Source organism: Rhizobium sp. N731, assembly GCF_001664145.1.
GTDB classification, from domain to species: Bacteria; Pseudomonadota; Alphaproteobacteria; order Rhizobiales; family Rhizobiaceae; genus Rhizobium; species Rhizobium esperanzae.
Window position 1 is genome coordinate 396,432 of sequence record NZ_CP013605.1, and the last position, 26,061, is coordinate 422,492.

Genomic DNA, 26,061 nt, shown 5'->3' on the forward strand with positions numbered 1-26,061 from the left:
GCCGATAACCGCGAGATCGAGCCGGCTCACCCCGCGAGCCTGACGATGCCGTAGGGATTGAACTTGAATTCGTCCACTTCATAGGTGGAATCGAAGGAGAGGCTTGCGCCCCGCGCCTTGAGCGTCGGATCGAGACCCTGCTTGCCGATCTCGTCGGCAACTGCATCCATGATGGCAACGGCCTGCCTTTCGCTGCCGGCCGTCTCCGGCACATAAACCTCCGGCAGCCCCACGAGATGGAAGCCGACGCTTTCCAGATATCCCCGCGCCGAGAGCGGCCGCTTCGCGAAGGCCAGCCGGCCGACGCGCTGCTGGGCGAGCGGATTGCCGGCTTTCTGCGCTTCGACGCCTTGGCCGATCAGCACTCTCCATCGATCCAATCCATGTGCGATACCGGCGCTTTCGCCCTTGACGGCAACCGCTCCCGCCTCGATCAACCGCTCGACGAGGCGCAGGGCCGTCATCGACACCTCGACGGTGTCTGCTCGCGCCATGCTCGGCCCGAGGACATAGAGGACGGATTGATGATCGGCGACGGCTTTCTCGTCCGCCTCGTTCCATGCATCGGGTTCGACTCGATCCCAGCAGACATCGAATGACCGGCTCATGCGGTCATCCGGCTCTGCCTGCGAATAGTCCTCATCGACGCTGAACCCGGTGGCGAAATCACGGATCGCTTGGGCTGCCGCTTCGGACAAGCGGCTGAGGTCGCGATCCCTCCCGAGAAAACAGAGGACATGGCGGGGTGTCACCGACGACGCCTCCTCCTGGGTGACTGTTTCCGGGCTGGTGTCGATAGCGAAAGAAGGTTTCCAGCCGATCAGGGCCCATAGAGACCCCAACAGCGCGCGACGCACGATATGCAAGATCAATGCCTCCGTTCGGTCGAATCTTTACAGCTTGCGCTTGTAAACACATGATGTCCGAAACGAAAGCGGGATCATCGCCCAGGCGATGCGTCGCGCCCCTTAGCTCAGGCCCAGATGTCCCCTGGGGTGAACCCTTCGGTGAAGGGATCGTCATTGTCCAGAACGAGGGTGTTCAGGCCGGAGATCCAGCTGGTGCCGGTCAGCGTTGGGACGACGGCGGATCTATCACCGATCCTTGCTTCTTCGACCAGCCTGCCGGTGTAGATATTGCCGAGGATCCCCTGATGCCGGAAATCCTGATTGAGCGGCAACTCGCCCTTCGCATGCAGAACGGCCATCTTCGCGCATGTGCCAGTGCCGCAGGGGCAGCGATCGAGCGCTCCCGTCCAGGTCGCGGGATCGTCCCAGGAAAGATCACCCGTCGCCATCGTCACCGTGTTCTTCCAGTCGGCGTTCGGATCATCCGTTGGCCCCGACAGCTGCGAGATCGTGATGCCGACGCCGGGATAATGCGGATGGGCAACCGGCAATTGTTCGATGGCCGCCTGGCGGATCATCGCGGAAACACGCGCGATCTCCCGCCCGTGCGCCGGGATCAATTCGAGCCCCTTGAACTGCCTGACATCGGCGATGACATAGAACATGCCGCCCCAGCCGACATCGACCGTAACCTTTCCAAGATGCGGCACGTCGATGACGGCATCGAGATGGGCGGCAAAGGCCGGGACGTTCTTGAAGGTGACGTTCCTGACGTTGCCGTTGCTGCATTCCGCTTTGACGCGGATCAGGCCGGCGGGCGCCTCGAGCACCAGCTCGGTGATCGGCTCCTTCATCGGAAGCATGCCCATTTCCAAAAGCACGGTCACGACCGAAATGGTATTGCCGCCGGACATCATCGGATATTCGACCTGCTCGAGAATGATGTAGCCGGCATCGGCTTCCGGGTGACAGGGCGGCACGATGATGTTGCAGCAATGGGCGGGATAGCCGCGCGGCTCGCGCAGCATCAGCTTGCGCAGCTGGTCGTCGTTGCTCTCCAGCCATTTCATCTTCTCATAGACGGAATTGCCGGGAATATGCGGAATGCCGCCCGTGACCACACGCATCGGCGTGCCCGCGTGGGTATCGACTACGTGGATCGTTCTTCTGAAACCCATTTTTTTTCTCCAATGCCAGCTTTTCGGCGCGTTTACCTCAAGCGACCGTCGTGCCCGTCCACGAGAGCCTGACGAATGACCCGCGATCGCTATTGCTTTGTAATATCGTATACGATATCCAAAGATGCAGACCTGTCAATCGCCAAAGTGATGGCCATAGACACCATTGTACATTTTGGCCTGTCGGCGTTTGCCTGCTTTTGCTAGAACGCCGCATGGCCTGAACGCTGCGTCAAAGCTGGCGGATGCCCGCAAGGCATCCGAGGACAAAACAACGAATGGAGATCCGAGATGTCGGATGAGGTTTTACTCGATCAGTCTGAAGCCGAGACCTTGGCGATACGGGCCTGTCGGGCAGCCGGCGCAGCGCAATCCACCGCCCGCTCCCTGGTGGACGCCACCTTGTCCGCCGCGCTCTTTGGCCCTGCGACCCTCGGATTTCCGCACATGCTGGATTATCTCGACAGCTTTCGCGAGGGCCGCATCAACTGCCATCCAACGCCAACCTGCGAGCGACCGTTTCCCGCCTTCTTCGTCGCCGATGCCGATCGCGGTATCGCGCAGCTCGGCTTCGATCTGGCGTTAAACGATCTGGCCGAAGCGGCGCGAACTTTCGGGGTCGCCATCTTCACGCAAACGAACAGCTACACCGCGGGAGAGCTGGGCTATTATGTTCGTCGGCTTGCCGGCGAAGGCCTTGCCGGCATCGCCGCGACCAATGCAAATGCCATGGTGGTCGCCATAGCGGGCGGTCCCGCCGTCTACAGCACGAACCCGATGGCCTTCGGCTTCCCGCTCGGAGAAGGCTCGCTGCCGCTCATCATCGACCAGGCCTCGAGCGCAACGGCCTATGTCAACATCGTCGCAGCCGCAGCCGAGGGGCGCAGCATTCCGGAGGGATGGGCGGTCGACGAGACGGGCATGGACACTCGGGATGCCGCAAGAGCACTGGCCGGAGCTCTCCTTCCCTTCGGCGGGCGCAAGGGCGCCAATGTGGCGCTGATGGTGGAAATGCTGTCGGCCGGACTGTCCGGAGGCCCCTGGTCGCTGGACACGCCATCTTTCAGATCGGGAAACGCCAGCCCGGCGGTGGGATTGACCGTCATCGCAATGATGCCCGGACGCCCCGACGATGGCCTCGTCGAGCGCGCGCATCGCCAGGCAGCCCGGCTCCAGCAACACGGCGTGTTCATACCTGGCGTTGACGGGATCGAATATCGAAAATCGCGGTCCCAGAGCCTGAAAATGCCGCGCGCGGTGTTCGAGACCATCAAGCAGATCGCAGACGCCTGACGGACCGGTATCGATTTCAGAGTGCCGCTCAGCGAGGCCTTTTTGCCGGAAGATGTTCGAGAAGGGATTGGCAGGCGCTCATGATGTGAGCATAGACGAGACCGGTCGCCTTTTCTTCGTCACGCGCCCGGCACGCTTCGATGATCTGCCGATGTTCGCGGTCCGCTGTCTGCTGGCCGTGCGACAGCGTCAATTGTACCCGGAGATAGCGTTCCAGCCGGTCGTTGACGGAACGGATCGTGTTGACCAGAAAAGGTCGTTGCGCATCCTCGTAAAGACAGCTGTGAAACCGCCAGTTCAATTCCGACCAGCGCGCCACATCCGTTTCCTTGGCGAAGGCGTCGCAATAGGCGAGCGCCTTTTCAAACGTTTCCTCCGTCATACGAGGAATCGAGAGCCTGATGGCATTGGATTCCAGGATCGCTCGCACCTCGAAGATCTGGGCGATCTCAGGCCCCGAGACACTGGTAACGATTGCGCCCTTGTTCCGGTGGAATTCCACCAGGCCTTCGGCCTCCAGCCGCTTGAGCGCTTCCCGCACGGGGATCTTGCTGACATTGAACAGGCGGGCGACATCGTCCTGACGGATCGGCTCGCCTTCATCCAGCGAGCCGTCCGCGATGGAATCGCGGATGAACTTCAGGATGATATCCGAGGCGGTGGGGGCCTTCCCGAGATTGGTCACCTGAGCGGTGTTGAAAGGCATGGCCCAAGCTCCTTCTTGTTCTGCGGGGCGCGAAGATGCTTGGGATATCGTAGACGATCTCATTGCTCAAGGCCGATCGGCGCTTCAAGCCACGGCTTGCGCTCCGGTGATTTCCACCAGTGAGCCGCACATGAAGGCCGCTTCATCCGATGCCAGGAAGGCAACGAGCGCTGCCACCTCCTCCGGCCTGCCGATACGGCCGTAGGGAACGAGCTTGTCGAGATCGGCGATCGTCCGGCCGGAGCGGGTGACGCCCGCTTCGAGCATCGGCGTATGGATTTCGCCGGGGCAGACCGCATTGACCCGGACCTTGTCGGGCGCGTAGTCGCGGGCAAGATTCTGGGTGAAGGCGGCGACCGCTGCTTTCGTCGTGTTGTAGGCGATGTGGTTCGGCGCCGGGTAGAGCCCCCATTGCGAGGCAGTATTGACGATCGCGCCGCCGCCGGCGGCGATCATATGCGGCAGTGCGGCCCGGCAGAGATGGAACATCGAATCGAGGTTGACGGCGAAGCTCGTGTTCCAATCCTCGTCCGACAGCGCCAGCAGATTTCCGCGCCGGTTGATGCCGGCATTGTTGACCAGCACGTCGAGCCGCCCCTTGATCGCAAAGGCTTTCTCGATGAGGTCGACGCATTCCGATTTCCGCGAAATATCGACTCCGATGGCAATCGCCGATCCGCCAACGGCCTCTATGCCGGCGGCGACGTCACCGGCCGCTTCGGCGTTCGCGTCCGTCACCACCACCAAGGCGCCCTCATCGGCCAGCCTCCTGCAGATGGCCGACCCGATGCCGCCTCCGCCGCCCGTCACGACGGCGACCTTGCCCAAAAATCTCTTCATAACGAACCCCTTCCCTTTGTCCTCAGGCGATTGCGGACGCACTAGCGCTGCCGCACCGCTGGAGTTCCTCTACCTGATGTAGCTGCCGCCATTGACGTCGAATGTCGCGCCGTTGACCGATGCCTGCGACGGACGAAGCAGGAAGGCCACCAGTTCGGCGATCTCGGTCGGCTCGGCCATTTCACCGATCGGAATGTCGCCAACCGCCGCCTCCTTGCCGTGCCTTGCCACAAAATCCTCAGCCATATCGGTCCGCACCCATCCCGGCGCGACGGAGACGGCGACCACTCCGTCGCGACCGAAGCTCCGCGCGATCGACTTTGTCAGATTGGTGAGCGCCGCCTTCGTCGCCCCATAAGGCATGGCGTCGGCGGCGTAACCGCGCTGACCGGCGCGGCTGGCCATATTGACGATCCGCCCGCCGCCATGCTGCTTGAAATGCACGAGCGCCTCTTTGCAAAGATCCGCCGCAGCAAAGAAGTTCACCTGAAACTCCTTCTGCCAAGCCGCCCGCCAGTCGGCCGGATCGGCATCGATCGAAATCTCGTTGCGGACCCCGGCATTGTTGACGACGGCATGGATTCGTCCCGCCGCCGAAAGCGCGTCGCGCCAAAGCGCGAAGGCGCCGTCCGGACGGGAGAGGTCGGCCTGAATGATCAATCCGTTTCCGTCGAGCTGGCCGAGCAGGGCTTCCGCTCGTTGCCTGTCGCGACCGTAGTGGATGACCGGCCGCGCGCCTTCGGCTGAAAGGCGCTCGATGATGGCTGCGCCGATTCCGCCGGATGCCCCGGTGACGAGGACAGTCTGGCCAGCCAGAGGTTGAAGGTGAGACATTGCAGGCTCCTATCCGAGCAGGCCGACCTGCGGCCCCCATGTATCAGAGAGCGCAAAGCCGGCGACGAAGGGATCGTCGTCGGACATGCGCAGCTGCTCGCGGCCATAGACATAGGCGGGGCCGGTTATTCTCGGCAACACGGCAAGGCGGCCGCCCACCTCGGTTTCGCCGATCGCCTCCGCCAGGAATTCGCCGCCAATGATCGACCGCGACATCCTCGAGTCTCCGACGGCGACCTCACCGCGAGCATAAAGGGTCGCCAGATTGGCCGAGCTGCCGGTGCCGCAGGGCGAGCGGTCGACGCGGCCCGGCTGCAGCGTCGTGCAGGTTCTGACCGCACCGTCAGCCTCGCGCCCGCGAAACATCACATAGGCGATTTCGTTGACGCCACTCAGGACCGGATGGGCGACCGAGACTTGGCCAGCCAGAAGCGACTTGAGCTCGATGCCGGCTTCCGCCAGCAGCCGGGCATTTGCCGGGGCGATATCGAGGCCGAGCTGGTCGACATCGACCAGCGCGTAATAGACGCCGCCGAAGGCGACATCGACCTTGATGCGGCCCCATTTCGGCGTTTCTACCTCCCTGTCCAGCGCTTCGGCAAAACTCGGCACATTGTTGAGGCTGACCGACAGGCATCTGTTGTCACGGCAGGTGGCGCGCGCGACGATCAGGCCGGCGGGCGTGTCCAACCGCACCACCGTCTCAGGCTCCGACATCGGCACCCGCCCGCTTTCGAGAAGCGCGGTGACGACGCAGATGCAGTTGCTGCCCGACATCGGGTGAGCGCGGTCGGCCTGCAGCACGATGAAGCCGGCATCGGCATCGGCGCGGGTCGGCTCGACCAGCAGGTTCACCGACATGGCGACATTGGCGCGCGGCTCGAAGGTGACGAAGCGGCGCAGGCTGTCGTCGACAGTGTTGATGTGGTTCATCTTGTCGAGCATGGTCGCGCCCGGTATTTCGGGCGCGCCTGCGACGATGACCTTGCCGATCTCGCCCTGGCAGTGGACCTGCAGCAGGTCGAGGCTGCGGTTCCAGTTCATTCGGCCGCCTCCGGCTTGATGTACCAGCCCCAGGGATCCTCGCTGACGAAGCGGGTGATCTGCTTGGTCTCGAGATAGTTGTCGAGGCCCCAGCGGCCGAGCTCACGGCCGATGCCGGATTCCTTGTAGCCGCCCCAGGGCGCCTCGGTGAAAGTCGGCTGCGAGCAATTGATCCAGACGATGCCGGCGCGGAAGGCGGCGGCAACGCGCTCGGCCCTGATGTCGTCCTTTGACATGACGGCGGCCGCAAGGCCGAAGCGGGAATCATTGGCGAGGTCGATCGCCTCCTCCTCGGTCTTGAACGGCCGGATGCAGACGACTGGCCCGAATATCTCCTCCACCCAGGCGGCGCTGTCGAGCGGAACTTCGGTCAGAACGGTCGGCTGGAGATAATAGCCCTTGTCGAATCCTTCCGGGCGCGCTCCGCCGCAGGCGACCGTTGCACCGGCCTGCCGGGCCGCTTCGATCGCCGCGACGACCTGCTCGTGCTGGCGCTTGGAAACCAGCGGCCCCAGCAGAACGCCCTCGTCCAGGCCGTTGCCGATCTTGATCTTCTTCGTTTCCTCGATCAGCCGTTCGAGCAACCGGTCATAGGTGGTTTCCTGCACGAGGACGCGCGATGTCGCCGAGCAGACCTGGCCCTGGTTCCAGAAGATGCCGAACATGATCCATTCGACGGCCTTGTCGATATCGGCGTCTTCGAAGACGACGAGGGGCGACTTGCCGCCGAGCTCGAGGCTGACCCGCTTGATGTCGCGGGCGGCCGCCGCCATGATCTTCGAGCCGACCGGCCCCGAGCCGGTAAAGGCGAGCTTGTCGACTTGTTTATGATCGATGATCGCCTGGCCGGCGACCGAGCCGGCGCCGGTCAAGATATTGAGTACGCCGGGCGGCAGCCCGGCTTCGTCGGCAACCGCCCCCAGTTCAAGCGCCGTCAGCGATGTCAGCTCGGCGGGCTTCAGCACCACCGTGCAGCCGGCGGCCAGTGCCGGGGCGACCTTCCATGCCGCCATCAGCAGCGGATAGTTCCAGGGGATAATCGCGCCGGCGACACCGAGCGGCTCACGCACCGCCTTGGAGGTAAAGCGCTGATCGGGAAGCGCGATCGTCTCCTCGGGATTGTTGTCGAGCTGTTCGGCAAGCCCCGCATAGAAATCGAAGCAGCCGGCCGCGTCGGCGACGTCCCAATCGGCCTCGGGGAACGGCTTGCCGTTGTCGAGGACTTCAAGGCGGGCGATCTCGGCCTGGCGGGCGCGGATGCCACCGGCGATGGCCCGGAGATATCGGGCGCGCTGAGCGCCCGTCAACTTCGGCCAGCCGTCCTTGTCGAAGGCGCGGCGCGCTGCCTTGACGGCAAGGTCGACATCTTCGGCCGTTGCGGCGCCGATCGTCTGGATCACCTCTTCCGTTGCCGGGTTCGTCACCGTGCAGGTGCCGCCCTTGACCGGCTTCACCCACTGTCCATCAATGTAGAGTTCGCTTCGCATGTTCACTCCCTTTTGCCTTGCGTCAGCGTCGTGCTTAGAAGCGGTCGACGCGATAAGGTTTCATGTCCACGGGCGGCTGGACGCCCGTAACGAGGTCGGCCATCAAGCGGCCGGTCGTGGCGGCATAAGTCAGACCGAGATGCCCATGACCCGTCGCGTACCAGACGTTGCGGCGCTTAGCGGATGGACCCATGACCGGTACGGTGTCGGGCAGTGCCGGGCGGTGCCCCATCCATTCCGTCGCGCCTTCGGCCTTCAGCTCCGGCAACGCTTCCCGAGCCCGCTTCACCAGGATCTTTGCGCGCCGATAATCCGGCGGCGCGTCGAGGCCGGCCATTTCGACAGTGCCGCCGACACGGATACCGCCCGCCGTCGGCGTCACCATGAAGGCGCGCGCCGGCCAGATGATCGAGTGGCGCATCGAAATGCCGGGTTCCATGATCTGCGTGTGGTAGCCGCGTTCGGTTTCGAGCGGGATAGGCTCCCGCAGCAGGGCGGAAAGCCTCGCGGTAAAGGCGCCGGCCGCAAGCACGACCTTATCGGCCGCGACGCTGCGCCCATCCGCCAGGCGGAGGGCCGAGACGCCGGCCTCGCTTTGCTCGAAACCGGCGACATCGCCTTGAACCATCCTGCCGCCGAGCGCCTGGAACTTTTCGGCAAGAGCGAGGACGAGCTTGTGCGGATCGGTGATTGATCGGTTGTCGGGAAAGATCACGGCCTTGCCGATCTTCGTGGTCAGGGCCGGCTCAAGATCACGGATGGCATTGCCGCCAAGAATTTCGTGCCGGAAGCCGAAGCGCTCCAGGATTTCGATATGCTCGCGATCGGCCCTGAACTCGGCTTCGTCGGTATAAAGGCTCAGGCACCCCTCGGCCGTCAGCATATGCGTCAGCCCGGTCTCCTTCAGCAGCGCATCCAGGTCTTGGTAGACGCGCCGGCAGAGCACGGCGCCGGCCGCCTCCAATTCCCTCAATTTTGAGGGGCGGCTGGCAGCCAGGAATCTCAGGAACCACGGCACGAGTTTCGGCAGGTAGCCGGGCCGGATGCGCACCGGCCCTTCCGGGTCGAGCAGCCATTTCGGCATCTGCGCCCAGATGCCGGGGCGCGAGGCCGGCATGAATTCGGTGACGGCGATGCTCGCCATATTGCCGTAGGAGGCGCCCATGCCGGGGGCCGCCCTGTCCACCAGCACGACACTTTGCCCGCGCCGTTGCAGCTCATAGGCAATGGCGACGCCGATGATGCCGGCTCCCACGACCACCAGGGGGGCTTTGTTTGCACTCATATTCATTCCAGATCGTTCAACATCAAACAGTGGTCATCCAGGTGTCGGCGACGGTGAACCCCTCCTGATAGGGGTCGGTCGGATCCATGCCCATTTGATAGAAGCCCGTGATCCATGCCTGTCCTGAGATTGCCGGTATGACGGCATCATATTTTCCGACCTTCGCCAGCCCATCGATGGCGCAGGTGAAACGGCTTCCGGTGATGGATTCATGGATGAGAGTTTCGCCAGGCGCGATCAGGCCCTTGGCATGCAGCAGGGCAAGACGGGCCGAAGAGCCGGTGCCGCAGGGCGAACGATCGCAGCGGCCGGGAGAGACGACGACGCAATTCTTGGAGATCAGCTGGCCGTTTTCGCGACGCAGCGGCCCCATGAATTGCGTGTTGGTAATGCCGGGGATCGCGGGGTTGTCGGGATGCTCCACTGCAAGCTGCTCGGCGGCGGCGAATTTGAGCTTCTGCCCGATCTCGCAAAGGTCGCGGGCTTCGGAGGGATCGATCGAAAAGCCGAGAGCCGCGGCATCGACCATCGTATAGGTCATGCCGCCATAGACGATATCGACCCGGACGCTTCCCAAACCTTCGACGTCGATATGGCTGTCGAGATGATAGCAGAAGGCCGGCTGGTTCACGAGCCGCACACTCGTCACCTTGCCATCTGAACATTCGCACCGGACCCGGATCAGACCGGCGGGCGATTCCAGCGTCAGATTCGTCACCGGTTCCAGCATCGGCAGAATGCCGGTTTCCAGCAGGACGGTTGCCACGCACATGGTGTTCGAGCCCGACATAACAGGATATTCCGTCGTCTCCAGGATCACATAGCCGAAATCGGCTTCCGGATGATTGGAGGGCAGAACGATGTTGGCGTTGTGCCAAACGGCGCCGCGCGGTTCGAAGAGAACCATCTTGCGGATATCGTCCATGTGGGTTTCGAGATAGGTCCGCTTGTCGAACATGGTCTCGCCCTTGACCTGGCCGACACCGCCGACGATCACCTTGCCGCTCTCGCCCTCCGCATGACAATCGACGACGGACAGAACCTTCTTGAATCGCATCGCTTCAGCCTCCCGGTCTTTCCTGGGAACCACGAGTATGGTGGGGACCGGCCTGCCGCGGCCGATCCCGGTATCGATGTGAAAAATCCTACCAGTTGAGGATCGGCTCCATCGCCGCTCTGAACTCGGCCTTTTCCTCCGCGGTCAGCTCGCCGAGCGGCGCGCGGCACGTGCCCACGGGCAAGCCCTGAAGCTCGCAGCCATACTTGATCTTCTGCACGAACTTGCCGCTTTCGAGGATGTTCATCGCCCGATAGAGGGTCTTCATCATCTCGCGGGCCTTGCCCAGCTCTCCCGCCTTGTAGGTTCGGTCGAGATCGCAGCAGGCCTTGGCCATGCAGTTGGAAGGGCCGCAGATCCAGCTTTCCGCGCCCCAGAACATGAAGTCGAGCGCGATATCGTCCGAGCCGCTGACGAGCTGGATCTTGCCCTCATAGCGGCTGGCGATGTCGATGGCGCGCTGCAATACACCCGAGCTTTCCTTGATGCCGATCACCCGCGGATTGTCGGCAAAATGATCCATCAGCTCGAAGCTGATGTCTGAACCATCCTTAGCCGGGTAAGAATAGAGGACGAGGTTTACATCGACGGCCCCAAGCACGGATTCATAGTGCCTGATCAGTTCCGCCTGGGTTGGACGGGTATAAAAGGGCGGTGCCAGCAGGACGGTGTCATAGCCGATATCTCTGGCGAGCGCCGTCTGCTCGATCACCTCGCGGGTCGCGGGCGCATTGGTGCCGGCGATCAGGATTTCGCCGGGCCTGGCAAACTCCTTGACGAATTGCAGCACGTCGCGGCGCTCTTCCCTGGATTGGCTGAAATATTCGCCGGTCGAGCCGTTCGGCACCCAGCCGGTGACGCCTGCCTCGCGCAGATGCGTCAGAAGCTTCTCGAACGCCTTGAAGTCGATCTTGTTGTTCGCATCGAAGGGTGTGATGAGGGCGGGCATGACGCCGGAAAGTTTCATGGGATTCTCCTGTCCTGGGAACGACGGTTTTCAGATTGCAAGCTTCTTGAGGATGCGTCCCTCGATGAGGGAGACCGCCCGCGTGAGCGGGAAGGCGATGATGAAATAGATCAGGGCGACGACCGTCAGCACTTCGACGGGACGGGCGGTATTGTTCGAGATGTTCTGGCCGACGAACATCAGATCCGCCATGCCGACGGCGGAGACGAGCGCGCTCTCCTTGAACAGGCTGACGCAGTTCGACAGCAGCGTCGGGATGGCCCGCAGCACCGCCTGCGGCAGCACGACGTTGACGACCTGGACCCTCTGCGGCAGGCCGAGGGCGACACAGGCATCCAACTGCTCCCGGCCGATCGATTTGAGGCTCGCCCGGAAAGTTTCGCTCGTTATTGCGCCCATATAGAGCGTCAGCGTGATGACACCCGATGCGAGATTCGAAAGCTCGACACCGAGGATCAGCGGCAGGCAGAAGAAGATCCAGAAGAGCTGGATGAGCACCGGCGTGCCGCGGAAGAATTCGACGTAGACGCCCGCGACGGCGCGAAGGACGATGTTGCGGGACGTGCGGGCAAGGCCGACGAGGAAGCCGAGGGAGCATCCGAGCACGACGCAGATGATCGTCAGCTTGATCGTCATCCACAGGCCGAGCAGGAGCGCGTTTTCGAAGCGCAGCAGGATCGAGAAGTCGAGCGTCATCATGCTGGCCTCCTAGCTGACGAGGATCTGGCGGCGGCGTTCGAGCAGGCCGACGATCTGGGTTATCGGGAAGGACACGGCGAAATAAATGAGAGCCACGACCGTGAAGGTCTCGATCGGACGATAGGTTTCGGTCGCCAGCGTCTTGCCCTGGTACATCAGGTCCTGGATCGCCACGATCGCGACCAGCGCGCTCTGCTGGAAGATGACGATGCCGTTGGTCAGAAGCACCGGAATGGAAGCGCGGAACGCCGTCGGGAAGACGATGTAGAGCACCCGCTGCAGCGGATTGAGGCCGAGCGCGATGCCGGCGTCGAGCTGTTCGCGCGGCACCGCCTGGATCGAGGCACGATAGGCCTCGGCATTGAACGCCATCAGATTGAGCCCGAGGGCCATAATGCCCATCGTCATCGGATCGAGGAAGACATCGAACAGCATCGGCACGCAATAGAATATCCAGACGATCTGGACGATGGCCGGCGTGCAGCGGAAGAATTCGACGAACAGCATGAACGGCAGCCGCACGATCTTGATCGGGCTCATGATCAGCAGGGCCAATCCGAAGCCCAGAACGATGCCGATGATGTTCGCGGCCGCCGTCAGCTGCAGCGAAACCCACAGCCCCTGCAGCAGCGGGGCGATGGAGACGGCGTTGAAATCGAACGTGTAGTTCATCTGTGCCTCCTACTGCTTGATGTGGAAGACGCGGTCGATGAATTCCTTGGTGCGTTCCTCGCGCGGAGCGCCGAGCACCTGCTCGGGCGGGCCGTCCTCGACGACCACGCCGCCCGCACAGAAGATGACGCGCGACGCGATGTTCTTGGCGAACCACATGTCGTGGGTGACGATCATCATCGGCATGTCCTGGGCGGCGAGTTGCAGGATGACCTGTTCGACCTCGCTGACGAGCTCCGGGTCGAGCGCCGAGGTGACCTCGTCGAACAGCATCAGCTTCGGATCGAGCATCAGTGCGCGGGCGATGGCGACGCGCTGCTTCTGGCCGCCGGAAAGCTGGGCCGGATAGGCATTGGCCTTGGCGCCGAGCCCGAAGCGCTCGAGCAGAGCCTGGGCGCGGGTGGTCGCCTTCGCCTTGCCTTCTCCGCGCACTTTGCAGGGTGCGAGGATCAGGTTCTGAATGACGCTCAGATGCGGAAACAGCGTATAGTGCTGAAAGACCATGCCGATCGAGCGACGGACATGGGTGTCGATCTGGGTCTTCCTGGCAGCGCCGTCGGAAGAAATATAGGCCTTGCCATCGAAACTGATCGAGCCGCTGTCGATCTGCTCCAGGCCCATCATCACCCGAAGCAGCGTGCTTTTGCCGCCGCCGCTCGGACCGATGACGACGACGCGTTCGCCGGGCTTCATTTCGATATCGATGCCTTTCAGCACCTGGATTGCGCCGCCGCCATAGCTTTTGTGGAGCGCCTGCATTTTCACGAGGGGAAGGCTGAAGGACGTGGTCATGGCCAATCTCCGATGATCGAAGCTTGAAAGGGCCGGGGCGATCGTCGCACCGGCCCCGGCGAGGTTACTTCGCGCCCTTGAGGACTTCGTCGACGGCTTTGCGGATCAGCTCGTCGACATGGCCGGTGGCGACCCTCTCTTCGAGGAAGATATTGATCACTTCGACGTCGGCGGCCGAAAGCTGATGCGGCAGGCCGAAAGCGACACCCTGTTTGGCAAGGGCCGGCGTCGGGTTGAGCGCAACCGCCCAATCCGGGTTCGACTGGGTGAAGAGCTGGTTGGTGTCGGAGGCGTCGACCAGGATGTCGGCGCGCTTCGAGGTGACCGCCAGGCGGGTCTCGTCGTTGCCGGGCAGGCGCATGATCGTGGCGTTCTTGACCGCCGCGGAAATGGCCTTGTCTTGGGCCGTGCCTGACATGACCGCAAGAGTTACGCCCGCCTTGTCTATATCGGCCACCGAAGCGGCGCCGGCCGCGATCTTCGGATTGTTTTTATTGTAGGCGAGCGAGATCTGGTACTCCATCGCCGGGATCGAGAACTGCACGGCCATGGCGCGCGCCGGCGTCCGGTTAAGCGCGAGCGACAGATCCCATTTGCCCGCCTGCAGACCGGCGACGATATTGTCCCAGGTCGTATCGACGAATTCGGGCTTCACCTTGAGGACGTCGGCAAACTCCTTGCAGAGATCGGCGAAGAAGCCGGTGTACTCGCCCGTCGCCGGATCGCGCATGACATAGGGCGGCGCTACAGCCGCGCCACAACGCAAAGCGCCTGCCTTCTGCACGCCCTGCCAATATCCCTCGGCGGTCTGGGCGTGGGCGGCGGTTGCGGAAAGACCTGCCATCAGGGCGAGCGCGGGCAGCGCCCGCAGGGCGGACGTTATCAAAGAAAGCATTGGGCATTCCTCTTTTGTTGTGCGCGAAGCGCGCGGTTCCACTCGTCGGCTCTGGCCGTTTCTGTTGTTTTCTTGTCGGCTGCGTGTCGACTGGTAAGAATATGTCAACAGCGTGTCGACAAAGTCAAGCGGAAAAATTACATTGCCGACACGCTGTTTTTCTGGCCCAATGGACCCGGCGTCTGGAGAAAGGGACTTAAGTGTCTGAAGAATCGGAAGTGAAACGCATCCGCGGGACCGGCTGGAAAAGCGTCTATGAAACGCTGCGCAACGAGATCCTGTCGCTCGCTCTGCCGCCCGGCCAGCTCCTCGACGAGATGACGCTGGCCGAACGTTTCGACATGTCGCGCTCGCCGGTGCGCGAAGCGCTGATCCGGCTCGGCGCCGACGAGCTGGTGGTGACGCTTTCCAACCGCAGCACGATCGTCGCGCCGATCGAAGTGGCGACCTTTCCGAAATATGTCGAGGCGCTCGACATCGCGCAGCGGATGAATACGCGGCTTGCCGCGGCACTGAGGACGGAAGCCGATCTGAAGATCATCGCCAAGCGGCTGAAGTCGTTTGAGGCTGCGGTCAAGACAGGCAATCATCTCGCCATGTCGGAAGCCAACAAGGAATTCCACATGACGATCGCCCATGCCGGAAAAAACCAGTATCTCGCCTCGTTTTACGAGAAGCTTTTGTCGCAGGGCCAGCGCATGCTGCACCTGCATTTCGAATATCTGGAGCGGACCCATGAGGGCTATCTGCTGACCGACGAGCACACGCTGATGCTCGACGCCATAAGGGACAAGAACGTTGATTTGGCCGACGAGCTCGCCCACGCCCATACGCGCCAGTTCCAGGACAATTTCATCAACTTCATGCGCGAGAACTACACGACGGATGTCGCGCTGGGACCGCTGCGGGCTGCGGAGTAACAGTGATGATCAACAGCATTGGATTCGTCGGGACCGGCGCAATCACCGAAGCGATGGTTCGCGGGCTTCTGGCCGCACCGGCTTACGCCTCCGAGATTCACGTTTCGCCGCGGAGCGCGCACATTGCCGCCACGCTGGCAGAGGAGTTCGCCTCCGTCAGGATTGCCGGGGATAACCAGAGTGTCGTCGATCGCAGCGACATGGTGTTCCTGGCGATCCGGCCACAGATCGCCGAGGAGGTGGTGCGGGCGCTTTCGTTCCGGAAGGGCCAGCTGGTCGTCAGCCTCGTAGCCGCGACCGAGCGCCAGGCTCTTCTCGATTGGATCGGCACCGACGTGCACCTCGTCCAGGCCATCCCCCTGCCTTTCGTTGCGCAGCGGCAAGGCGTCACCGCCATCCTCCCGCCGGATGCCGCCGTCGCGGCGCTGTTCGATACGCTCGGAACCGCCGTCGAGTGTCAGTCGAAAAAGGAATATGATCTGCTCGCGGCGGCGAGCTCTGTGATGTCGACCTATTTCGGCATTATGGAAACCTTGGCCGGCTGGCTGGAAAAAAGCGGCCTCGAAAGGCCGACGGCAAATGCCTACATCGCGCCGCTATTCGCAAGTCTGGCGCAGAAGGCCAACAGCCCAGGCACCGAGCCGTTCAGCGCGCTGAGCCGCGAATTCGCCACCAAGGGCGGATTGAACGAGCAGGTTCTTTCCGACGTCGACAAGTTGGGCGGCCTTGCTGCGCTGACCGCAGCGCTCGACGGCGTGCTCGCCCGAATCGAGGGCCGCAGCAGCTGAAGCGCATGCGCCCCAAGCGAATATCCCTTACCGTCCTGTTCACAGTCGCCGCGATTTTGGGCCAGGCGATTTTAGCCCGCGCCGAACCGGTGGAGCGACCGACCATTTCCGCCATCATTCTCTCCGTCTCACCTCGGACCGTCCGTTGGGCCACCGTCCACACGGCTCCCGATCCCGGGGAAGACGATCCCTATTTCCACGTCGAGGTGATCGAGAAGGAGCGACGCACGCCGCCATGGCAATTCAAACGGCTTGCCACCCATGTCGTAGTGACGGCGGATGCGTTGAACAGGAGCCGCTCGCGACAGAAAGCCAGGACCTATTTTTACAAAGATATCGAATTCCGGATCGCCTACCAGAACTGGCGCGCCCAGCCTCGCCCACAGCGGGAGGCCGGTGTTTGCCGCACCACGATCCTGGAATGCGTCGGCGTCGCCGCCAAGCCCGACTGATTTCCGCTCCGCCATCAAAAATCGCGGTTGCAATAATCGAAGAAATGCAATTTTAGCTCTGACGATGAGTCACCAAACTACTTTTGCTAGAGAAAATATCCTCCCCCGGCCGCCGGCGGCAGGGTGGCCGAATTTCTCCGGCCTGCCGGTTCCGGCCGATCGCGATCGCATTCCCTCCAATGAGCTGATCTGACGAACCGTGACGTCCCCGCCGCTCTGCGAGCAGAGCGCCGCCGGCGCATATTCCATGTATTCCCCCGCATCTACCTTCAACACAAGGACATCTCCATGAAGCAACTGCGCAATTTCCACCTGATGATGGCAAGCACGGCGTTCCTGACGCTGGCCGGCCCGGCGCTTGCCCTCGACGGCGCGGATATGATGAAGAAGCTCAGCGCCGCGGCCAATGCCGGCGGCACGGTCATCACCTTCGAGAAGGCCGAAGTCGCCGGCGACACGGTGACGGCAACGGGCGTCCAGGTGGGATTTGCGAACCTGCCCGGCGATGCGCTGAAGATCGGCGACCTCACCTTCGAGGGCGTGGAAGAAAAAGAAGGCGGCGGCTATTACGCCAAGACACTTTCCTTCCCGGATGTCGATATCAGCCAGGAGGGAGGGCGCTTTTCCGCCAAGGAGATTCTGTTCACCGGCCTGACGATTCCGGCCAATGCGACCGGCGAGACGCTGGACGACATCCTTCTCTATGAAACCGCCAGCACCGGGCCGATCGCGCTCAACATCAAGGGCAAGGATGTGCTTGCGATCGAAGGCGTCGAGGCAAACATGGGGCGCCAGGACGGCGGCTTTGCCTACGACGCCAACGTCGCCGGATTCAAGGCCGACCTGTCGCAAGTCGAGGATGCGGCTGCGAAGGAGGCCATCGAGAAGCTCGGACTGACGACGCTCGACGGTACTATGACGATGAAGGGAAGCTGGGAAGTCAAAAGCGGCAAGGTTGCCCTCGACGAATATGCTTTCGATTTCAAGAATGTCGGCCGGCTGAATTTTGCAATCGACTTCTCCGGTTATACGCTCGGCTTCATCAAGTCGCTGCAGGAGGCGGTCAAGACAGCCGAAGCCAATCCGAACAAGGAAGAGGCCAACCAGGCGGCCGGACTTGCGATGATGGGGCTGATGCAGCAGCTGACGTTCAACAGCGCCTCGATCCGCTTTGACGACGCCTCGATCACCAAAAAGGCGCTCGATTATGCCGGCGCGAAGCAGGGCGTCACAGGCGACCAACTGGCACAATCGCTGAAGGCGCTGGTTCCGATGATGATGGCGCAACTCAACGTGCCGGAACTGCAAAGCCAGATATCGGCAGCCCTCAACACCTATCTCGACGGGCCGAAGAGCCTGACGATCAGCGCCGCTCCGGAAAAGCCCGTTCCCGTGCCGATGATTGTCGGTGCTGCCATGGGTGCGCCGAACACCATTCCTACGGTGCTCGGCGTCAAGGTTTCGGCGAACGACTAAGTCAGATCAATCGCCGGAGGCGGGTCCTTACCGATCCGCCTTCGGGATCATCTTTCCGAAACCACTGCGCATTTTCTGAAATTGCGTTAAAACGTCGGCGGCGTGCACGCGCTGATAACCTCGCAGGGCACCGGTCCGACGCAGCGGAACCGATGCGGACGCCGGCTTTCGAAATAATAAGCGTCTCCCGGTCCAAGGATACGCCGTTCGTCGTCAACCGTGACCTCGAGTCTTCCCGAGAGCACGATCCCGCCCTCCTCCCCTTCGTGAACAAGGGGAATTTTTCCGGTGTCGGCACCCGGCTGGTAGCATTCCTTCAGCATCTGCAGGCTGCGCCCGAACAGGGTTTCGCCGACCTGCTTATAGGAAATGGCGCCCTTTCCGATCTCCACCAGTTCCTCGGCGGCGTAGAAGGCCTTTTTCGGGCGCTCCGGTTCGAAGGCGAAGAATTCCGCCAACCCGATCGGAATGCCATCTAGGATCCGCTTCAGAGCGCCGACCGAAGGATTGGAGGCGTTCGATTCGATCAGTGAAATCGTCGAGTTCGGCACGCCGGTGCGTTTGGCGAGTTCACGCTGGGAAAGCTTATGGGCGATGCGCAGGTGGCGAAGGCGGCTGCCGATATCGACTGACATGATGGATCCGTTTGCATTGTGCAGAATATCGCAAAATCTATCTTCTTCATTGTTCAATTTCAATAAGTTGCACCAGCAAAGAAAAGGACTTGTTTGAAGGATGGAAATTGCCATTCTCCGGGCGATTTCAAAGGAGGCCAGGATGGACCAGATCAGCAAGACGAACGCGCCCGTACTCGAAAACTTCTGGATGCCGTTCACCGCCAACCGGCAATTCAAGGCCGCGCCGCGCCTGCTGGCCGCTGCGGAAGGGATGTATTACACCGACGTTGATGGCAACCGGGTGCTGGACGGCACGGCCGGCCTCTGGTGCTGCAACGCCGGCCACGGCCGCAGGAAGATCGCCCAGGCGGTCGAGCGGCAGCTCGCCACGCTCGACTATGCGCCGACCTTCCAGATGGGGCATCCGATCGCCTTCGACTTCGCCGCCAAGCTCGCTGCGAACGCGCCGGGCGGGGTTGACGCCCAGCTCGACAGGGTCTTCTTCACCGGCTCGGGCTCGGAATCGGTCGATACAGCTCTGAAGATCGCCATCGCCTACCAGCGCGCGATCGGCCAGGGCACGCGCACCCGGATCATCGGCCGCGAAAAAGGCTATCACGGCGTCGGCTTCGGCGGCATTTCCGTTGGCGGTCTCGTCAACAATCGGCGGGTCTTCCCGCAGATCCCGGCCGATCACATGCGCCATACGCTGGATATCGGGCGCAATGCCTTTTCGAAGGGGCTTCCCGCCCATGGCGTCGAACTGGCCGACGATCTCGAACGCCTGGTGCAGCTGCACGGCGCCGAAACCATCGCCGCCGTCATCGTCGAGCCGATGGCGGGATCGGCAGGCGTTATCCTGCCGCCGAAGGGCTATCTGGAGAAGCTGCGCGCGACCGCCGACAAGCACGGCATCCTGCTGATCTTCGATGAAGTCATCACCGGCTTCGGGCGTCTCGGCACAGCTTTCGCGGTGGATTATTTCGGCGTCGTGCCCGATCTGGTCACCACGGCGAAGGGCCTGACCAACGGCGCCATCCCCATGGGCGCAGTCTTTGCCAGCCGTAAGGTCCATGACGGACTTATGGTCGGACCTGACAATGCGATCGAACTCTTCCACGGCTATACCTATTCCGGCCATCCGGTCGCCTGCGCCGCGGGGCTCGCGACCCTCGAAATCTACGAGGAAGAAGGGCTGCTGACGCGTGCATCCGACCTGGCCGAGTATTGGCAGGACGCCCTCCATTCGCTGAAGGGCCTGCCTGGTGTGGTCGACATCCGCAATCTCGGACTGGTCGGCGCAATCGAACTCGCTCCGCGTGACGGAGCACCGGGAACCCGCGCCTACGACGTCTTCGTCGATTGCTTCAAGAAGGGCCTGCTGATCCGCGTGACCGGCGATATCATCGCGCTTTCTCCGCCGCTGATCGTCGAGAAAGACCAGATCGACACGATCGTCTCGACGATCGGCGATGCACTGAAGCGCGCGGCATAATCCCACCGTTTCCTGCCGATACGGTGGCGACCCGGCCGCCGCATCGGCTTACTCCAGAGGCACGCCAAGCCCGACTTTGACCCGGTCCATCGCAACAAAGGTGCGGAAGCGCTTGACGTTGTTGTTGCCGAAGAAGAGCCGCCGGGTGAGTGCCTCGTAATCGGCCATCGACGGCACGACGATGACAAGGATGAAATCCGCTTCGCCGGTGACGTAATAACATTGCTGGATTTCCGGCGTGGCTGCGAACTCCGTCTTCGCCCGCTCGATCTGATCGGCGGTTTCGCTGATCACCTCCACCTCGACGAAGATCGTGATCGACTGCCCGACAGCCTCCGGCGCGACGACCGAGACATCCGCCCGGATCACTCCCTCCTCCCGCATCCGCTTGATCCGGCGCTGAACGGCCGGCGCGGACAGGTTCACCGCATCGCCGATCGTGCGCTGCGGGGTCATATTGTCCCGCTGGAGAATGGCGAGGATCTTGCGATCAAAGACATCGAGCGGCGAGTGCTGAACGCGCTTGTTCAAGTGGGGACTCCGACGAAACAAAATTGCAAGCTGACGGCCTAATATCAGCGCCTTTTTCGTGAGCGATGCAATAGAGTTCAGCAACCGCACGAAATCGAGGTTTGCCATGTTTCTGTTGAACACAACCGCCGACTATCGTCTGCCGCTTGATCCACGCGATGAGAAGACGCTCGGCATCGCCGGCGCCGAGGAGGTGGAACGCTACCTCAGCTTCCGTGAAGACCATGCGATAACACCGCTCGTCGCCCTGCCGGGATTGGCGCGCGAGATCGGCGTTGCCGCGATCCACGTCAAGGATGAAGGCCATCGCCTCGGTCTCGGAAGCTTCAAGGCGCTCGGCGGCGCCTATGCGGTGATCCGCCTCGTTCTTCAAGAGGCGGAGCGGCGGCTTGGGCGCGCAGTCGATATGGCCGAGCTGCATTCGGAAGAAGTCCGCGCCATTGCGCGCGGAATGACCGTTGCCTGCGCCACCGACGGTAATCATGGCCGCTCCGTCGCGCAAGGAGCGCAGCTCGTCGGGTCGCGGGCCGCAATTTTCGTCCACTCCGGCGTCAGCGACGAGCGGGTCGCCGCCATCGCCCGCTTCGGCGCCGAGATGATCCGGGTTGCGGGAACCTATGACGACTCCGTACGTGAGGCGGCCCGCGTGGCCGAGGCGAAGGGCTGGACTATTGTTTCCGACACATCCTGGCCGGGCTACGAACGCATCCCCGGCTTGGTGATGCAGGGTTATACCGCACTCGTTCGGGAAGCACTCCGGCAGATGCCGGAGCCGCCGACACATGTGTTCATCCAATCCGGCGTCGGCGGCATTGCCGCGACGGTCGCCGGACATCTGGCGATCGCGCTCGGCGAGCGGCGTCCCGTCTTCACCGTCGTCGATCCCGCCCGCGCGGCATGCCTCTTCGAGACGGCCCGTGCCGGACATCCCGTGACGATCGCCCATGGCGAGCCAACCGTCATGGCGATGCTCGAATGTTACGAGCCCTCCCTTGTCGCGTGGCGGATCCTTTCCCGCGCCGCCGACGCTTTCATGACGGTGGACGAGATGGATGCGACCTCGATGATGAACCGCCTTGCCCGTCCCGTTGCCGGTGATCCCGCCATCGTCGCCGGCGAAAGCGGCGGCGTCGGCCTCGCAGCCGCTATCAAGGCCGCCGCCGATCCCGCGATCAAGGCGGCGCTCTCGATCGAGAGCCGCTCCCGCATCTTCGTCGTCAACACGGAGGGCGCGACCGACCCCGGCAAATATGAAGAGATCACCGGACTGCCGCCCGCCGCAGTCGCCGCCGAGAACCGGGAAGGAGCCTTGACATGAGCGGCCCATCCATCGACGCGGCGCGTCTCCTCGGACGTATCAGAACGCTCGGCGAAATCGGTCGGGATAGCGACGGCCGGCTCGTGCGGCTGGCGGCTTCCGATGCGGAAAAGCTCGGCCGCGACCAATTCGTGGCATGGATCAGGGAGGCGGGGCTCGAGGTCGCCGTCGATCGCATCGGCAACATTTTCGGCATCTGGAAGCCTGACGGCGTGGCGAACAAAGCCCCCATTCTGCTCGGCTCGCACATCGACACCGTCATCGGCGCCGGCATCTATGACGGCTGTTACGGCACGCTTTCGGGGCTCGAAGTCATCGAGATGATGAAAGCGGAGAGCCTGGCGCCATCCCGGCCGATCGCCGTGGCCGCCTTCACCAACGAGGAAGGCGTGCGCTACGCGCCCGATATGATGGGATCTCTGGTCTATGCGGGAGGCCTTGATATCGATGCGGCGCTTGCCGCCATTGGCACCGATGGAACGATCCTTGGCCGCGAACTCGAGCGGATCGGCTACGCCGGCGAGCATCAACCGGGTTTCCTTAAGCCGCACGCTTATATCGAGCTGCATATCGAGCAGGGACCGGTCCTTCAGCGCGAGGGCATTCCGGTCGGCTCCGTCGAAGATCTTCAAGGCATTTCCTGGCAGCGGGTGACCATTACCGGCGACGCCAACCACGCGGGAACGACACCGATCTCCATGCGCCGCGATGCGGGTCATGCCGCAGCTCGGGTCGTCACCTTCCTGCGTGAGCGAGCGAAAGCGTCCAATACGCCGACCGTCGCCACGGTCGGCTGCATGAGTTTCGAACCGAACGCGATCAATGTGATCCCGTCGCGGGCGATCTTCACGGTCGATCTCCGCGATCCCGACGAAGATCGGCTGAGAGAAGAGGAAGCGGCACTTGCAACCTTCCTCGACACACTATCGACCGAGGAGCAGGTCGGTATATCCGTGGAAAGACTTGCTCGCTTCGAGCCTGTAAAATTCGATCAGAGCATCGTACAGCTCATCGAAAAGGCTGCGCGGGAACGGGGTCTTGCCTGCCGGCGAATGACATCGGGCGCCGGCCACGATGCGCAGATGATCGCAAGGATTGCCCCGTCGGCGATGATCTTCGTCCCGAGCGCCGGCGGCATCAGCCATAACCCTAGGGAATATACGGCCGACGAAGATCTCGTCGCAGGCGCCAACGTCCTGCTCGACGTCGTCCGTCGCCTCGCCACGGAAGGAGCGCCGGCATGAGCATCGATAGGAACACGCTTCATGCCGAGATGACGGCGTGGAGACGCGATCTACACGCCCATCCCGAATTCGGTTTCGAGGAGCAGCGGACATCCTCCTTCGTTGCGGCCAAGCTGCGGGAATTCGGCTGCGACGAGGTCGCCGAAGGCGTCGGCGGCACCGGCGTCGTCGCAACGCTGAAGCGCGGCAACAGCAATCGCGCCATTGCGCTGCGCGCGGATATGGATGGGCTGAGGATTAACGAACAATCGGACCTGCCGCACCGCTCGCAAAACCCGGGCATCATGCATGCCTGCGGCCACGACGGCCACACCACGATGCTGCTCGGCGCGGCAAAAATCCTGGCTGAGGAAGGCGGTTTCGATGGCGCCGTGCGCTTCATCTTCCAGCCGGCCGAAGAATGGGGCAAGGGGGCGCTCGCGATGATCGCCGACGGGCTCTTCGAACGGTTCCCCTTCGACGAGATCTACGGAATCCACAACATGCCGGGGCTCGGCGTCGGCAATTTCCGCACGCGCCCGGAAGCGATCATGTCGGCCGAGGACAATTTCGAGATCACCTTGACCGGCATCGGCGGCCATGCCGCGCGGCCGCACTGGGGCAATGAGGTGCTCGTCGCCGCCTGCGCGCTGGTCACCAACCTGCAGACCATCGTCTCCAGGCGGCTCGACCCGGCCGATATCGGCGTCGTCTCGGTCACCGAACTGATCACCGACGGCACGCGCAATGCGCTTCCCGGTCTCGCCCGCATTCTCGGCGATGCCCGCAGCTTCCGCTCCGAGATCAGCGAGCAGATCGAAAAGCAGATGCGGGTCATCGCCGAGGGTACGGCCACGACTTATAACGTCAAGGCCGAGGTCTTCTACACCAGGGAATTCGTCCCTCTGATGAACGACCCCGCCCTGACGGAGGAAGCGCTTACCGTCGCGCGCGATCTCTACGGCGCGTCGAATGTTGCCGTCGCGAGCAAGCCGATGACGGGATCGGAAGACTTCGCGCAGTTCCTCGCGAAAGTGCCGGGCTGCTTCGTCTTCCTGGGCAATGGTGAGCGCTCGCCGCCGCTCCATAACCCGACCTATGATTTCAACGACGACGGCCTCCTGCACGGCGCGAACTTCCATGCCGGAATTGCACGCCGGCGGCTTCCATCAAGCTGATACGCGAAGGTTGTGAAGCTCGGCGTCTGAAGATCTGCGACGGCAATTGACCGAACGCCTTTCATTCGGCTGCAACAGGCCTGCCGATGGGAAACATCGACATGACAAGCTCGGGCGGCTGCGGCACACGCCTGGGGGAAGGAAAACTACGTTCGGCGCGGCGCTGAAAGGAAGTAAATCTTTATTAACCCCGTGACCCCAAAGTGGTGGTTAATCGTTAACGCAGCAGGAGTCGGGGGGCCGATGGGGTCGACCGCAGGCACGCCGAAGACCGTCACCTCTGACCGAACACTGAGCTCAGCTGTGCCCATGACCGTCCGCGCGAACGCGGCTGGTCATGGGCCAGAGCATGTTGCGCAAAAGTGCCCGCGGTTTTTCGATAACGACATGCATAAAAACAGGACCTGAAGCGCGGCAGGCGACGCGCTTCAGTCTGCCTCGATCAATCCCTCAAGGTCTGTGACGGCAGCTGACCGAAACGCTTCTTGTATTCGGCGGCAAAGCGTCCGAGATGCGTAAATCCCCATCTGAGCGCGATATCGGCGACGGCCTGCGTCGAGTCGGCGTCCAGCAGATCACGATGGGCGGCAATCATCCTGATTTCATGCAGATAGGCGATCGGAGTGGTGTTCCTGAACTGACGGAAGCCCTGCTGCAAAGTCCGAACGCTTACCTTGGCCGCCGCCGCAATGTCGTCGAGCGAAATCGGCTCGGCAATGTGTTCCTGCATGTAGTCGATGGCCCATTTCACATGGCGCGGGGCCGGCGCCGCGGCCGCCTGCGCCAGCTCGTTCGAATAGCGATTGGGACAGGCTTCCAGGAGCAGATAGATCGCCGCGTCACAGAGGGAGTTGAAAGCCAGCGGCGATCGTCGCAGCGGTCCGTTTTCGGAAAGACCGCCATGAAGATTTGCCACGATCTGCTGCAGTACCAGCCCCGCACCTGATGTAAGATCGATATCGGGATGAATATCGAGGTCGCCGCCGATCGTCCGCTCGAACATATGCGTGAGGCGCTTGGTGATCCTCGCCTGATCGATGAACATGCAGAGGTGACTGCGAGGACCGAACATGCTGGTGCCCCTGGCATCGCCCGGCTCCAGGATCACACCTCGACCGGGCACCGAATATATCGGCTCCCATTTCCCTCCGAAGGTCATATTCCCCTCCGTCGGCAGGAATATAGCCATCCTGTCGACGACCCCGTCCCGCTTTCCGACGATCGTGCCTTCATAAGAGCAATCGGCAACGCTGACATCGTCCACCGAGATGAAATTGCAGCGATATGCAATGGGCGCATCGCCTTGCGCCGTCATCTTGATCGCGGCTTTCGGCGTGGACAATGCGTCCGAGAGCTCGTCCACGTCCGTTCCGCTCCGCGCAGTTTCTCGAACCGTCATGCTCTGTAGAACCGGCTGCCGGGTTGAGCTGCCGGCAATATGCCTATCGGAATCAACGGACATGCGT

At 62.4% G+C, this 26,061-nt stretch carries 26 protein-coding genes; 9 read left to right on the forward strand and 17 right to left on the reverse strand.

Translation table 11 applies throughout. The annotated features are described in order from the left end of the window. Positions 1 to 26: 26 nt before the first annotated feature. Both AMK02_RS27095 and AMK02_RS27100 read right to left on the reverse strand, forming a co-directional pair. The gene (locus tag AMK02_RS27095; protein ID WP_064807996.1) at positions 27 to 866 is read right to left on the reverse strand and encodes a hypothetical protein; all 840 of its coding nucleotides are present in this window, start codon (positions 864 to 866) and stop codon (positions 27 to 29) included. A gap of 107 nt (positions 867 to 973) precedes the next feature. Continuing rightward, positions 974 to 2,026: a proline racemase family protein gene (locus AMK02_RS27100; RefSeq protein WP_064807803.1), complete on the reverse strand. Its 1,053-nt coding sequence runs from the start codon at positions 2,024 to 2,026 to the stop codon at positions 974 to 976. Positions 2,027 to 2,317: 291 nt separating this feature from the next. Here AMK02_RS27100 and AMK02_RS27105 point away from each other — a divergent pair, with 291 nt between their 5' ends. Then, a complete protein-coding gene (locus AMK02_RS27105) occupies positions 2,318 to 3,319 on the forward strand; it encodes an Ldh family oxidoreductase (protein WP_064807805.1) in 1,002 nt (333 codons plus the stop codon). Between the two features lie 28 nt (positions 3,320 to 3,347). Here the strand turns inward: AMK02_RS27105 and AMK02_RS27110 are convergent, their stop codons facing one another. The 12 genes from AMK02_RS27110 to AMK02_RS27165 all read right to left on the reverse strand — a co-directional run bounded on the left by AMK02_RS27110 (position 3,348) and on the right by AMK02_RS27165 (position 14,597). Then, positions 3,348 to 4,025 (reverse strand): GntR family transcriptional regulator, encoded by a 678-nt coding sequence (locus AMK02_RS27110; protein ID WP_064807807.1) that lies wholly within the window; start codon positions 4,023 to 4,025, stop codon positions 3,348 to 3,350. A gap of 84 nt (positions 4,026 to 4,109) precedes the next feature. Further along, on the reverse strand, positions 4,110 to 4,865 hold the full coding sequence (locus AMK02_RS27115) for an SDR family NAD(P)-dependent oxidoreductase (RefSeq protein WP_064807809.1): 756 nt from the start codon (positions 4,863 to 4,865) through the stop codon (positions 4,110 to 4,112). Positions 4,866 to 4,934: 69 nt separating this feature from the next. Then, the gene (locus AMK02_RS27120; protein ID WP_064807810.1) at positions 4,935 to 5,699 is read right to left on the reverse strand and encodes an SDR family NAD(P)-dependent oxidoreductase; all 765 of its coding nucleotides are present in this window, start codon (positions 5,697 to 5,699) and stop codon (positions 4,935 to 4,937) included. 9 nt (positions 5,700 to 5,708) lie between these two features. Further along, a complete protein-coding gene (locus AMK02_RS27125) occupies positions 5,709 to 6,743 on the reverse strand; it encodes a proline racemase family protein (protein WP_064807812.1) in 1,035 nt (344 codons plus the stop codon). Next, positions 6,740 to 8,230, reverse strand: a complete 1,491-nt coding sequence (locus AMK02_RS27130) for an aldehyde dehydrogenase family protein (protein ID WP_064807814.1) — start codon at positions 8,228 to 8,230, stop codon at positions 6,740 to 6,742. The genes AMK02_RS27125 and AMK02_RS27130 overlap by 4 nt, the downstream gene beginning before the upstream one ends. 34 nt (positions 8,231 to 8,264) lie before the next feature. Then, a complete protein-coding gene (locus AMK02_RS27135) occupies positions 8,265 to 9,515 on the reverse strand; it encodes an NAD(P)/FAD-dependent oxidoreductase (protein ID WP_064807998.1) in 1,251 nt (416 codons plus the stop codon). A gap of 22 nt (positions 9,516 to 9,537) precedes the next feature. Continuing rightward, positions 9,538 to 10,572, reverse strand: a complete 1,035-nt coding sequence (locus tag AMK02_RS27140; protein WP_064807816.1) for a proline racemase family protein — start codon at positions 10,570 to 10,572, stop codon at positions 9,538 to 9,540. A gap of 88 nt (positions 10,573 to 10,660) precedes the next feature. Further along, positions 10,661 to 11,539 carry a dihydrodipicolinate synthase family protein gene (locus AMK02_RS27145; protein WP_064807818.1) on the reverse strand — a complete coding sequence of 293 codons (879 nt, stop codon included), beginning with the start codon at positions 11,537 to 11,539 and terminating at the stop codon, positions 10,661 to 10,663. A 30-nt stretch (positions 11,540 to 11,569) separates the two neighbouring features. Then, entirely contained in the window at positions 11,570 to 12,235 is a 666-nt protein-coding gene (locus tag AMK02_RS27150) for an amino acid ABC transporter permease (protein ID WP_064808000.1), read from the reverse strand. 12 nt (positions 12,236 to 12,247) lie between these two features. Continuing rightward, positions 12,248 to 12,910 carry an amino acid ABC transporter permease gene (locus AMK02_RS27155; protein ID WP_064807820.1) on the reverse strand — a complete coding sequence of 221 codons (663 nt, stop codon included), beginning with the start codon at positions 12,908 to 12,910 and terminating at the stop codon, positions 12,248 to 12,250. Between the two features lie 9 nt (positions 12,911 to 12,919). Beyond that, on the reverse strand, positions 12,920 to 13,702 hold the full coding sequence (locus AMK02_RS27160; protein ID WP_064807822.1) for an amino acid ABC transporter ATP-binding protein: 783 nt from the start codon (positions 13,700 to 13,702) through the stop codon (positions 12,920 to 12,922). Positions 13,703 to 13,766: 64 nt separating this feature from the next. Beyond that, positions 13,767 to 14,597 carry a substrate-binding periplasmic protein gene (locus AMK02_RS27165; RefSeq protein ID WP_064807825.1) on the reverse strand — a complete coding sequence of 277 codons (831 nt, stop codon included), beginning with the start codon at positions 14,595 to 14,597 and terminating at the stop codon, positions 13,767 to 13,769. Between the two features lie 200 nt (positions 14,598 to 14,797). On the opposite strand from AMK02_RS27165, the gene AMK02_RS27170 reads away from it, so the two are divergent. The 4 genes from AMK02_RS27170 (at position 14,798) to AMK02_RS27185 (ending at position 18,233) form a co-directional block, all read left to right on the forward strand. Next, positions 14,798 to 15,517, forward strand: coding sequence for a GntR family transcriptional regulator (locus tag AMK02_RS27170; protein ID WP_064807827.1), 720 nt, complete (start codon positions 14,798 to 14,800; stop codon positions 15,515 to 15,517). Between the two features lie 2 nt (positions 15,518 to 15,519). Continuing rightward, positions 15,520 to 16,305 (forward strand): pyrroline-5-carboxylate reductase, encoded by a 786-nt coding sequence (locus AMK02_RS27175; protein WP_145924257.1) that lies wholly within the window; start codon positions 15,520 to 15,522, stop codon positions 16,303 to 16,305. 5 nt (positions 16,306 to 16,310) lie between these two features. Continuing rightward, complete coding sequence (locus AMK02_RS27180; protein ID WP_064807831.1) at positions 16,311 to 16,757, forward strand: DUF5086 family protein; 447 nt, start codon at positions 16,311 to 16,313, stop codon at positions 16,755 to 16,757. Between the two features lie 288 nt (positions 16,758 to 17,045). Then, complete coding sequence (locus tag AMK02_RS27185; protein ID WP_064807833.1) at positions 17,046 to 18,233, forward strand: hypothetical protein; 1,188 nt, start codon at positions 17,046 to 17,048, stop codon at positions 18,231 to 18,233. Between the two features lie 86 nt (positions 18,234 to 18,319). Here AMK02_RS27185 and AMK02_RS27190 read toward each other — a convergent pair whose 3' ends face one another. Next, complete coding sequence (locus AMK02_RS27190; protein WP_020919480.1) at positions 18,320 to 18,868, reverse strand: cupin domain-containing protein; 549 nt, start codon at positions 18,866 to 18,868, stop codon at positions 18,320 to 18,322. A 142-nt stretch (positions 18,869 to 19,010) separates the two neighbouring features. On the opposite strand from AMK02_RS27190, the gene AMK02_RS27195 reads away from it, so the two are divergent. Beyond that, positions 19,011 to 20,345, forward strand: coding sequence for an aspartate aminotransferase family protein (locus AMK02_RS27195; protein WP_064808002.1), 1,335 nt, complete (start codon positions 19,011 to 19,013; stop codon positions 20,343 to 20,345). Between the two features lie 48 nt (positions 20,346 to 20,393). Here AMK02_RS27195 and AMK02_RS27200 read toward each other — a convergent pair whose 3' ends face one another. Then, positions 20,394 to 20,876 (reverse strand): Lrp/AsnC family transcriptional regulator, encoded by a 483-nt coding sequence (locus AMK02_RS27200; RefSeq protein ID WP_064807835.1) that lies wholly within the window; start codon positions 20,874 to 20,876, stop codon positions 20,394 to 20,396. Positions 20,877 to 20,982: 106 nt separating this feature from the next. On the opposite strand from AMK02_RS27200, the gene AMK02_RS27205 reads away from it, so the two are divergent. Genes AMK02_RS27205 through AMK02_RS27215 form a run of 3 tightly spaced genes read left to right on the forward strand, consistent with a single transcriptional unit; the run spans position 20,983 to position 24,595 of the window. Next, a complete protein-coding gene (locus AMK02_RS27205; protein WP_064807837.1) occupies positions 20,983 to 22,194 on the forward strand; it encodes a diaminopropionate ammonia-lyase in 1,212 nt (403 codons plus the stop codon). After that, positions 22,191 to 23,438 carry a Zn-dependent hydrolase gene (locus AMK02_RS27210; protein ID WP_064807839.1) on the forward strand — a complete coding sequence of 416 codons (1,248 nt, stop codon included), beginning with the start codon at positions 22,191 to 22,193 and terminating at the stop codon, positions 23,436 to 23,438. Before AMK02_RS27205 ends, AMK02_RS27210 begins: the two co-directional genes overlap by 4 nt. Continuing rightward, a complete protein-coding gene (locus tag AMK02_RS27215; protein WP_064807841.1) occupies positions 23,435 to 24,595 on the forward strand; it encodes a M20 aminoacylase family protein in 1,161 nt (386 codons plus the stop codon). Before AMK02_RS27210 ends, AMK02_RS27215 begins: the two co-directional genes overlap by 4 nt. A gap of 442 nt (positions 24,596 to 25,037) precedes the next feature. Here AMK02_RS27215 and AMK02_RS27220 read toward each other — a convergent pair whose 3' ends face one another. Next, on the reverse strand, positions 25,038 to 26,057 hold the full coding sequence (locus AMK02_RS27220) for a helix-turn-helix transcriptional regulator (protein ID WP_064807843.1): 1,020 nt from the start codon (positions 26,055 to 26,057) through the stop codon (positions 25,038 to 25,040). Between the last annotated feature and the right edge of the window lie 4 nt (positions 26,058 to 26,061).

Excerpts from the sequence above, each read along its gene's own strand:
- AMK02_RS27110 (WP_064807807.1), bottom strand. The coding sequence starts at position 4,025 with ATGCCTTTCAACACCGCTCAGGTGACCAATCTCGGGAAGGCCCCCACC.
- AMK02_RS27185 (WP_064807833.1), top strand. The coding sequence starts at position 17,046 with ATGAAGCAACTGCGCAATTTCCACCTGATGATGGCAAGCACGGCGTTC.
- AMK02_RS27215 (WP_064807841.1), top strand. The coding sequence starts at position 23,435 with ATGAGCATCGATAGGAACACGCTTCATGCCGAGATGACGGCGTGGAGA.
- AMK02_RS27100 (WP_064807803.1), bottom strand. The coding sequence starts at position 2,026 with ATGGGTTTCAGAAGAACGATCCACGTAGTCGATACCCACGCGGGCACG.
- AMK02_RS27120 (WP_064807810.1), bottom strand. The coding sequence starts at position 5,699 with ATGTCTCACCTTCAACCTCTGGCTGGCCAGACTGTCCTCGTCACCGGG.
- AMK02_RS27145 (WP_064807818.1), bottom strand. The coding sequence starts at position 11,539 with ATGAAACTTTCCGGCGTCATGCCCGCCCTCATCACACCCTTCGATGCG.
- AMK02_RS27190 (WP_020919480.1), bottom strand. The coding sequence starts at position 18,868 with ATGTCAGTCGATATCGGCAGCCGCCTTCGCCACCTGCGCATCGCCCAT.
- AMK02_RS27195 (WP_064808002.1), top strand. The coding sequence starts at position 19,011 with ATGGACCAGATCAGCAAGACGAACGCGCCCGTACTCGAAAACTTCTGG.
- AMK02_RS27210 (WP_064807839.1), top strand. The coding sequence starts at position 22,191 with ATGAGCGGCCCATCCATCGACGCGGCGCGTCTCCTCGGACGTATCAGA.
- AMK02_RS27105 (WP_064807805.1), top strand. The coding sequence starts at position 2,318 with ATGTCGGATGAGGTTTTACTCGATCAGTCTGAAGCCGAGACCTTGGCG.
- AMK02_RS27205 (WP_064807837.1), top strand. The coding sequence starts at position 20,983 with ATGTTTCTGTTGAACACAACCGCCGACTATCGTCTGCCGCTTGATCCA.
- AMK02_RS27155 (WP_064807820.1), bottom strand. The coding sequence starts at position 12,910 with ATGAACTACACGTTCGATTTCAACGCCGTCTCCATCGCCCCGCTGCTG.
- AMK02_RS27150 (WP_064808000.1), bottom strand. The coding sequence starts at position 12,235 with ATGACGCTCGACTTCTCGATCCTGCTGCGCTTCGAAAACGCGCTCCTG.
- AMK02_RS27220 (WP_064807843.1), bottom strand. The coding sequence starts at position 26,057 with ATGTCCGTTGATTCCGATAGGCATATTGCCGGCAGCTCAACCCGGCAG.
- AMK02_RS27125 (WP_064807812.1), bottom strand. The coding sequence starts at position 6,743 with ATGAACTGGAACCGCAGCCTCGACCTGCTGCAGGTCCACTGCCAGGGC.
- AMK02_RS27140 (WP_064807816.1), bottom strand. The coding sequence starts at position 10,572 with ATGCGATTCAAGAAGGTTCTGTCCGTCGTCGATTGTCATGCGGAGGGC.
- AMK02_RS27135 (WP_064807998.1), bottom strand. The coding sequence starts at position 9,515 with ATGAGTGCAAACAAAGCCCCCCTGGTGGTCGTGGGAGCCGGCATCATC.
- AMK02_RS27115 (WP_064807809.1), bottom strand. The coding sequence starts at position 4,865 with ATGAAGAGATTTTTGGGCAAGGTCGCCGTCGTGACGGGCGGCGGAGGC.
- AMK02_RS27160 (WP_064807822.1), bottom strand. The coding sequence starts at position 13,702 with ATGACCACGTCCTTCAGCCTTCCCCTCGTGAAAATGCAGGCGCTCCAC.
- AMK02_RS27130 (WP_064807814.1), bottom strand. The coding sequence starts at position 8,230 with ATGCGAAGCGAACTCTACATTGATGGACAGTGGGTGAAGCCGGTCAAG.
- AMK02_RS27180 (WP_064807831.1), top strand. The coding sequence starts at position 16,311 with ATGCGCCCCAAGCGAATATCCCTTACCGTCCTGTTCACAGTCGCCGCG.
- AMK02_RS27165 (WP_064807825.1), bottom strand. The coding sequence starts at position 14,597 with ATGCTTTCTTTGATAACGTCCGCCCTGCGGGCGCTGCCCGCGCTCGCC.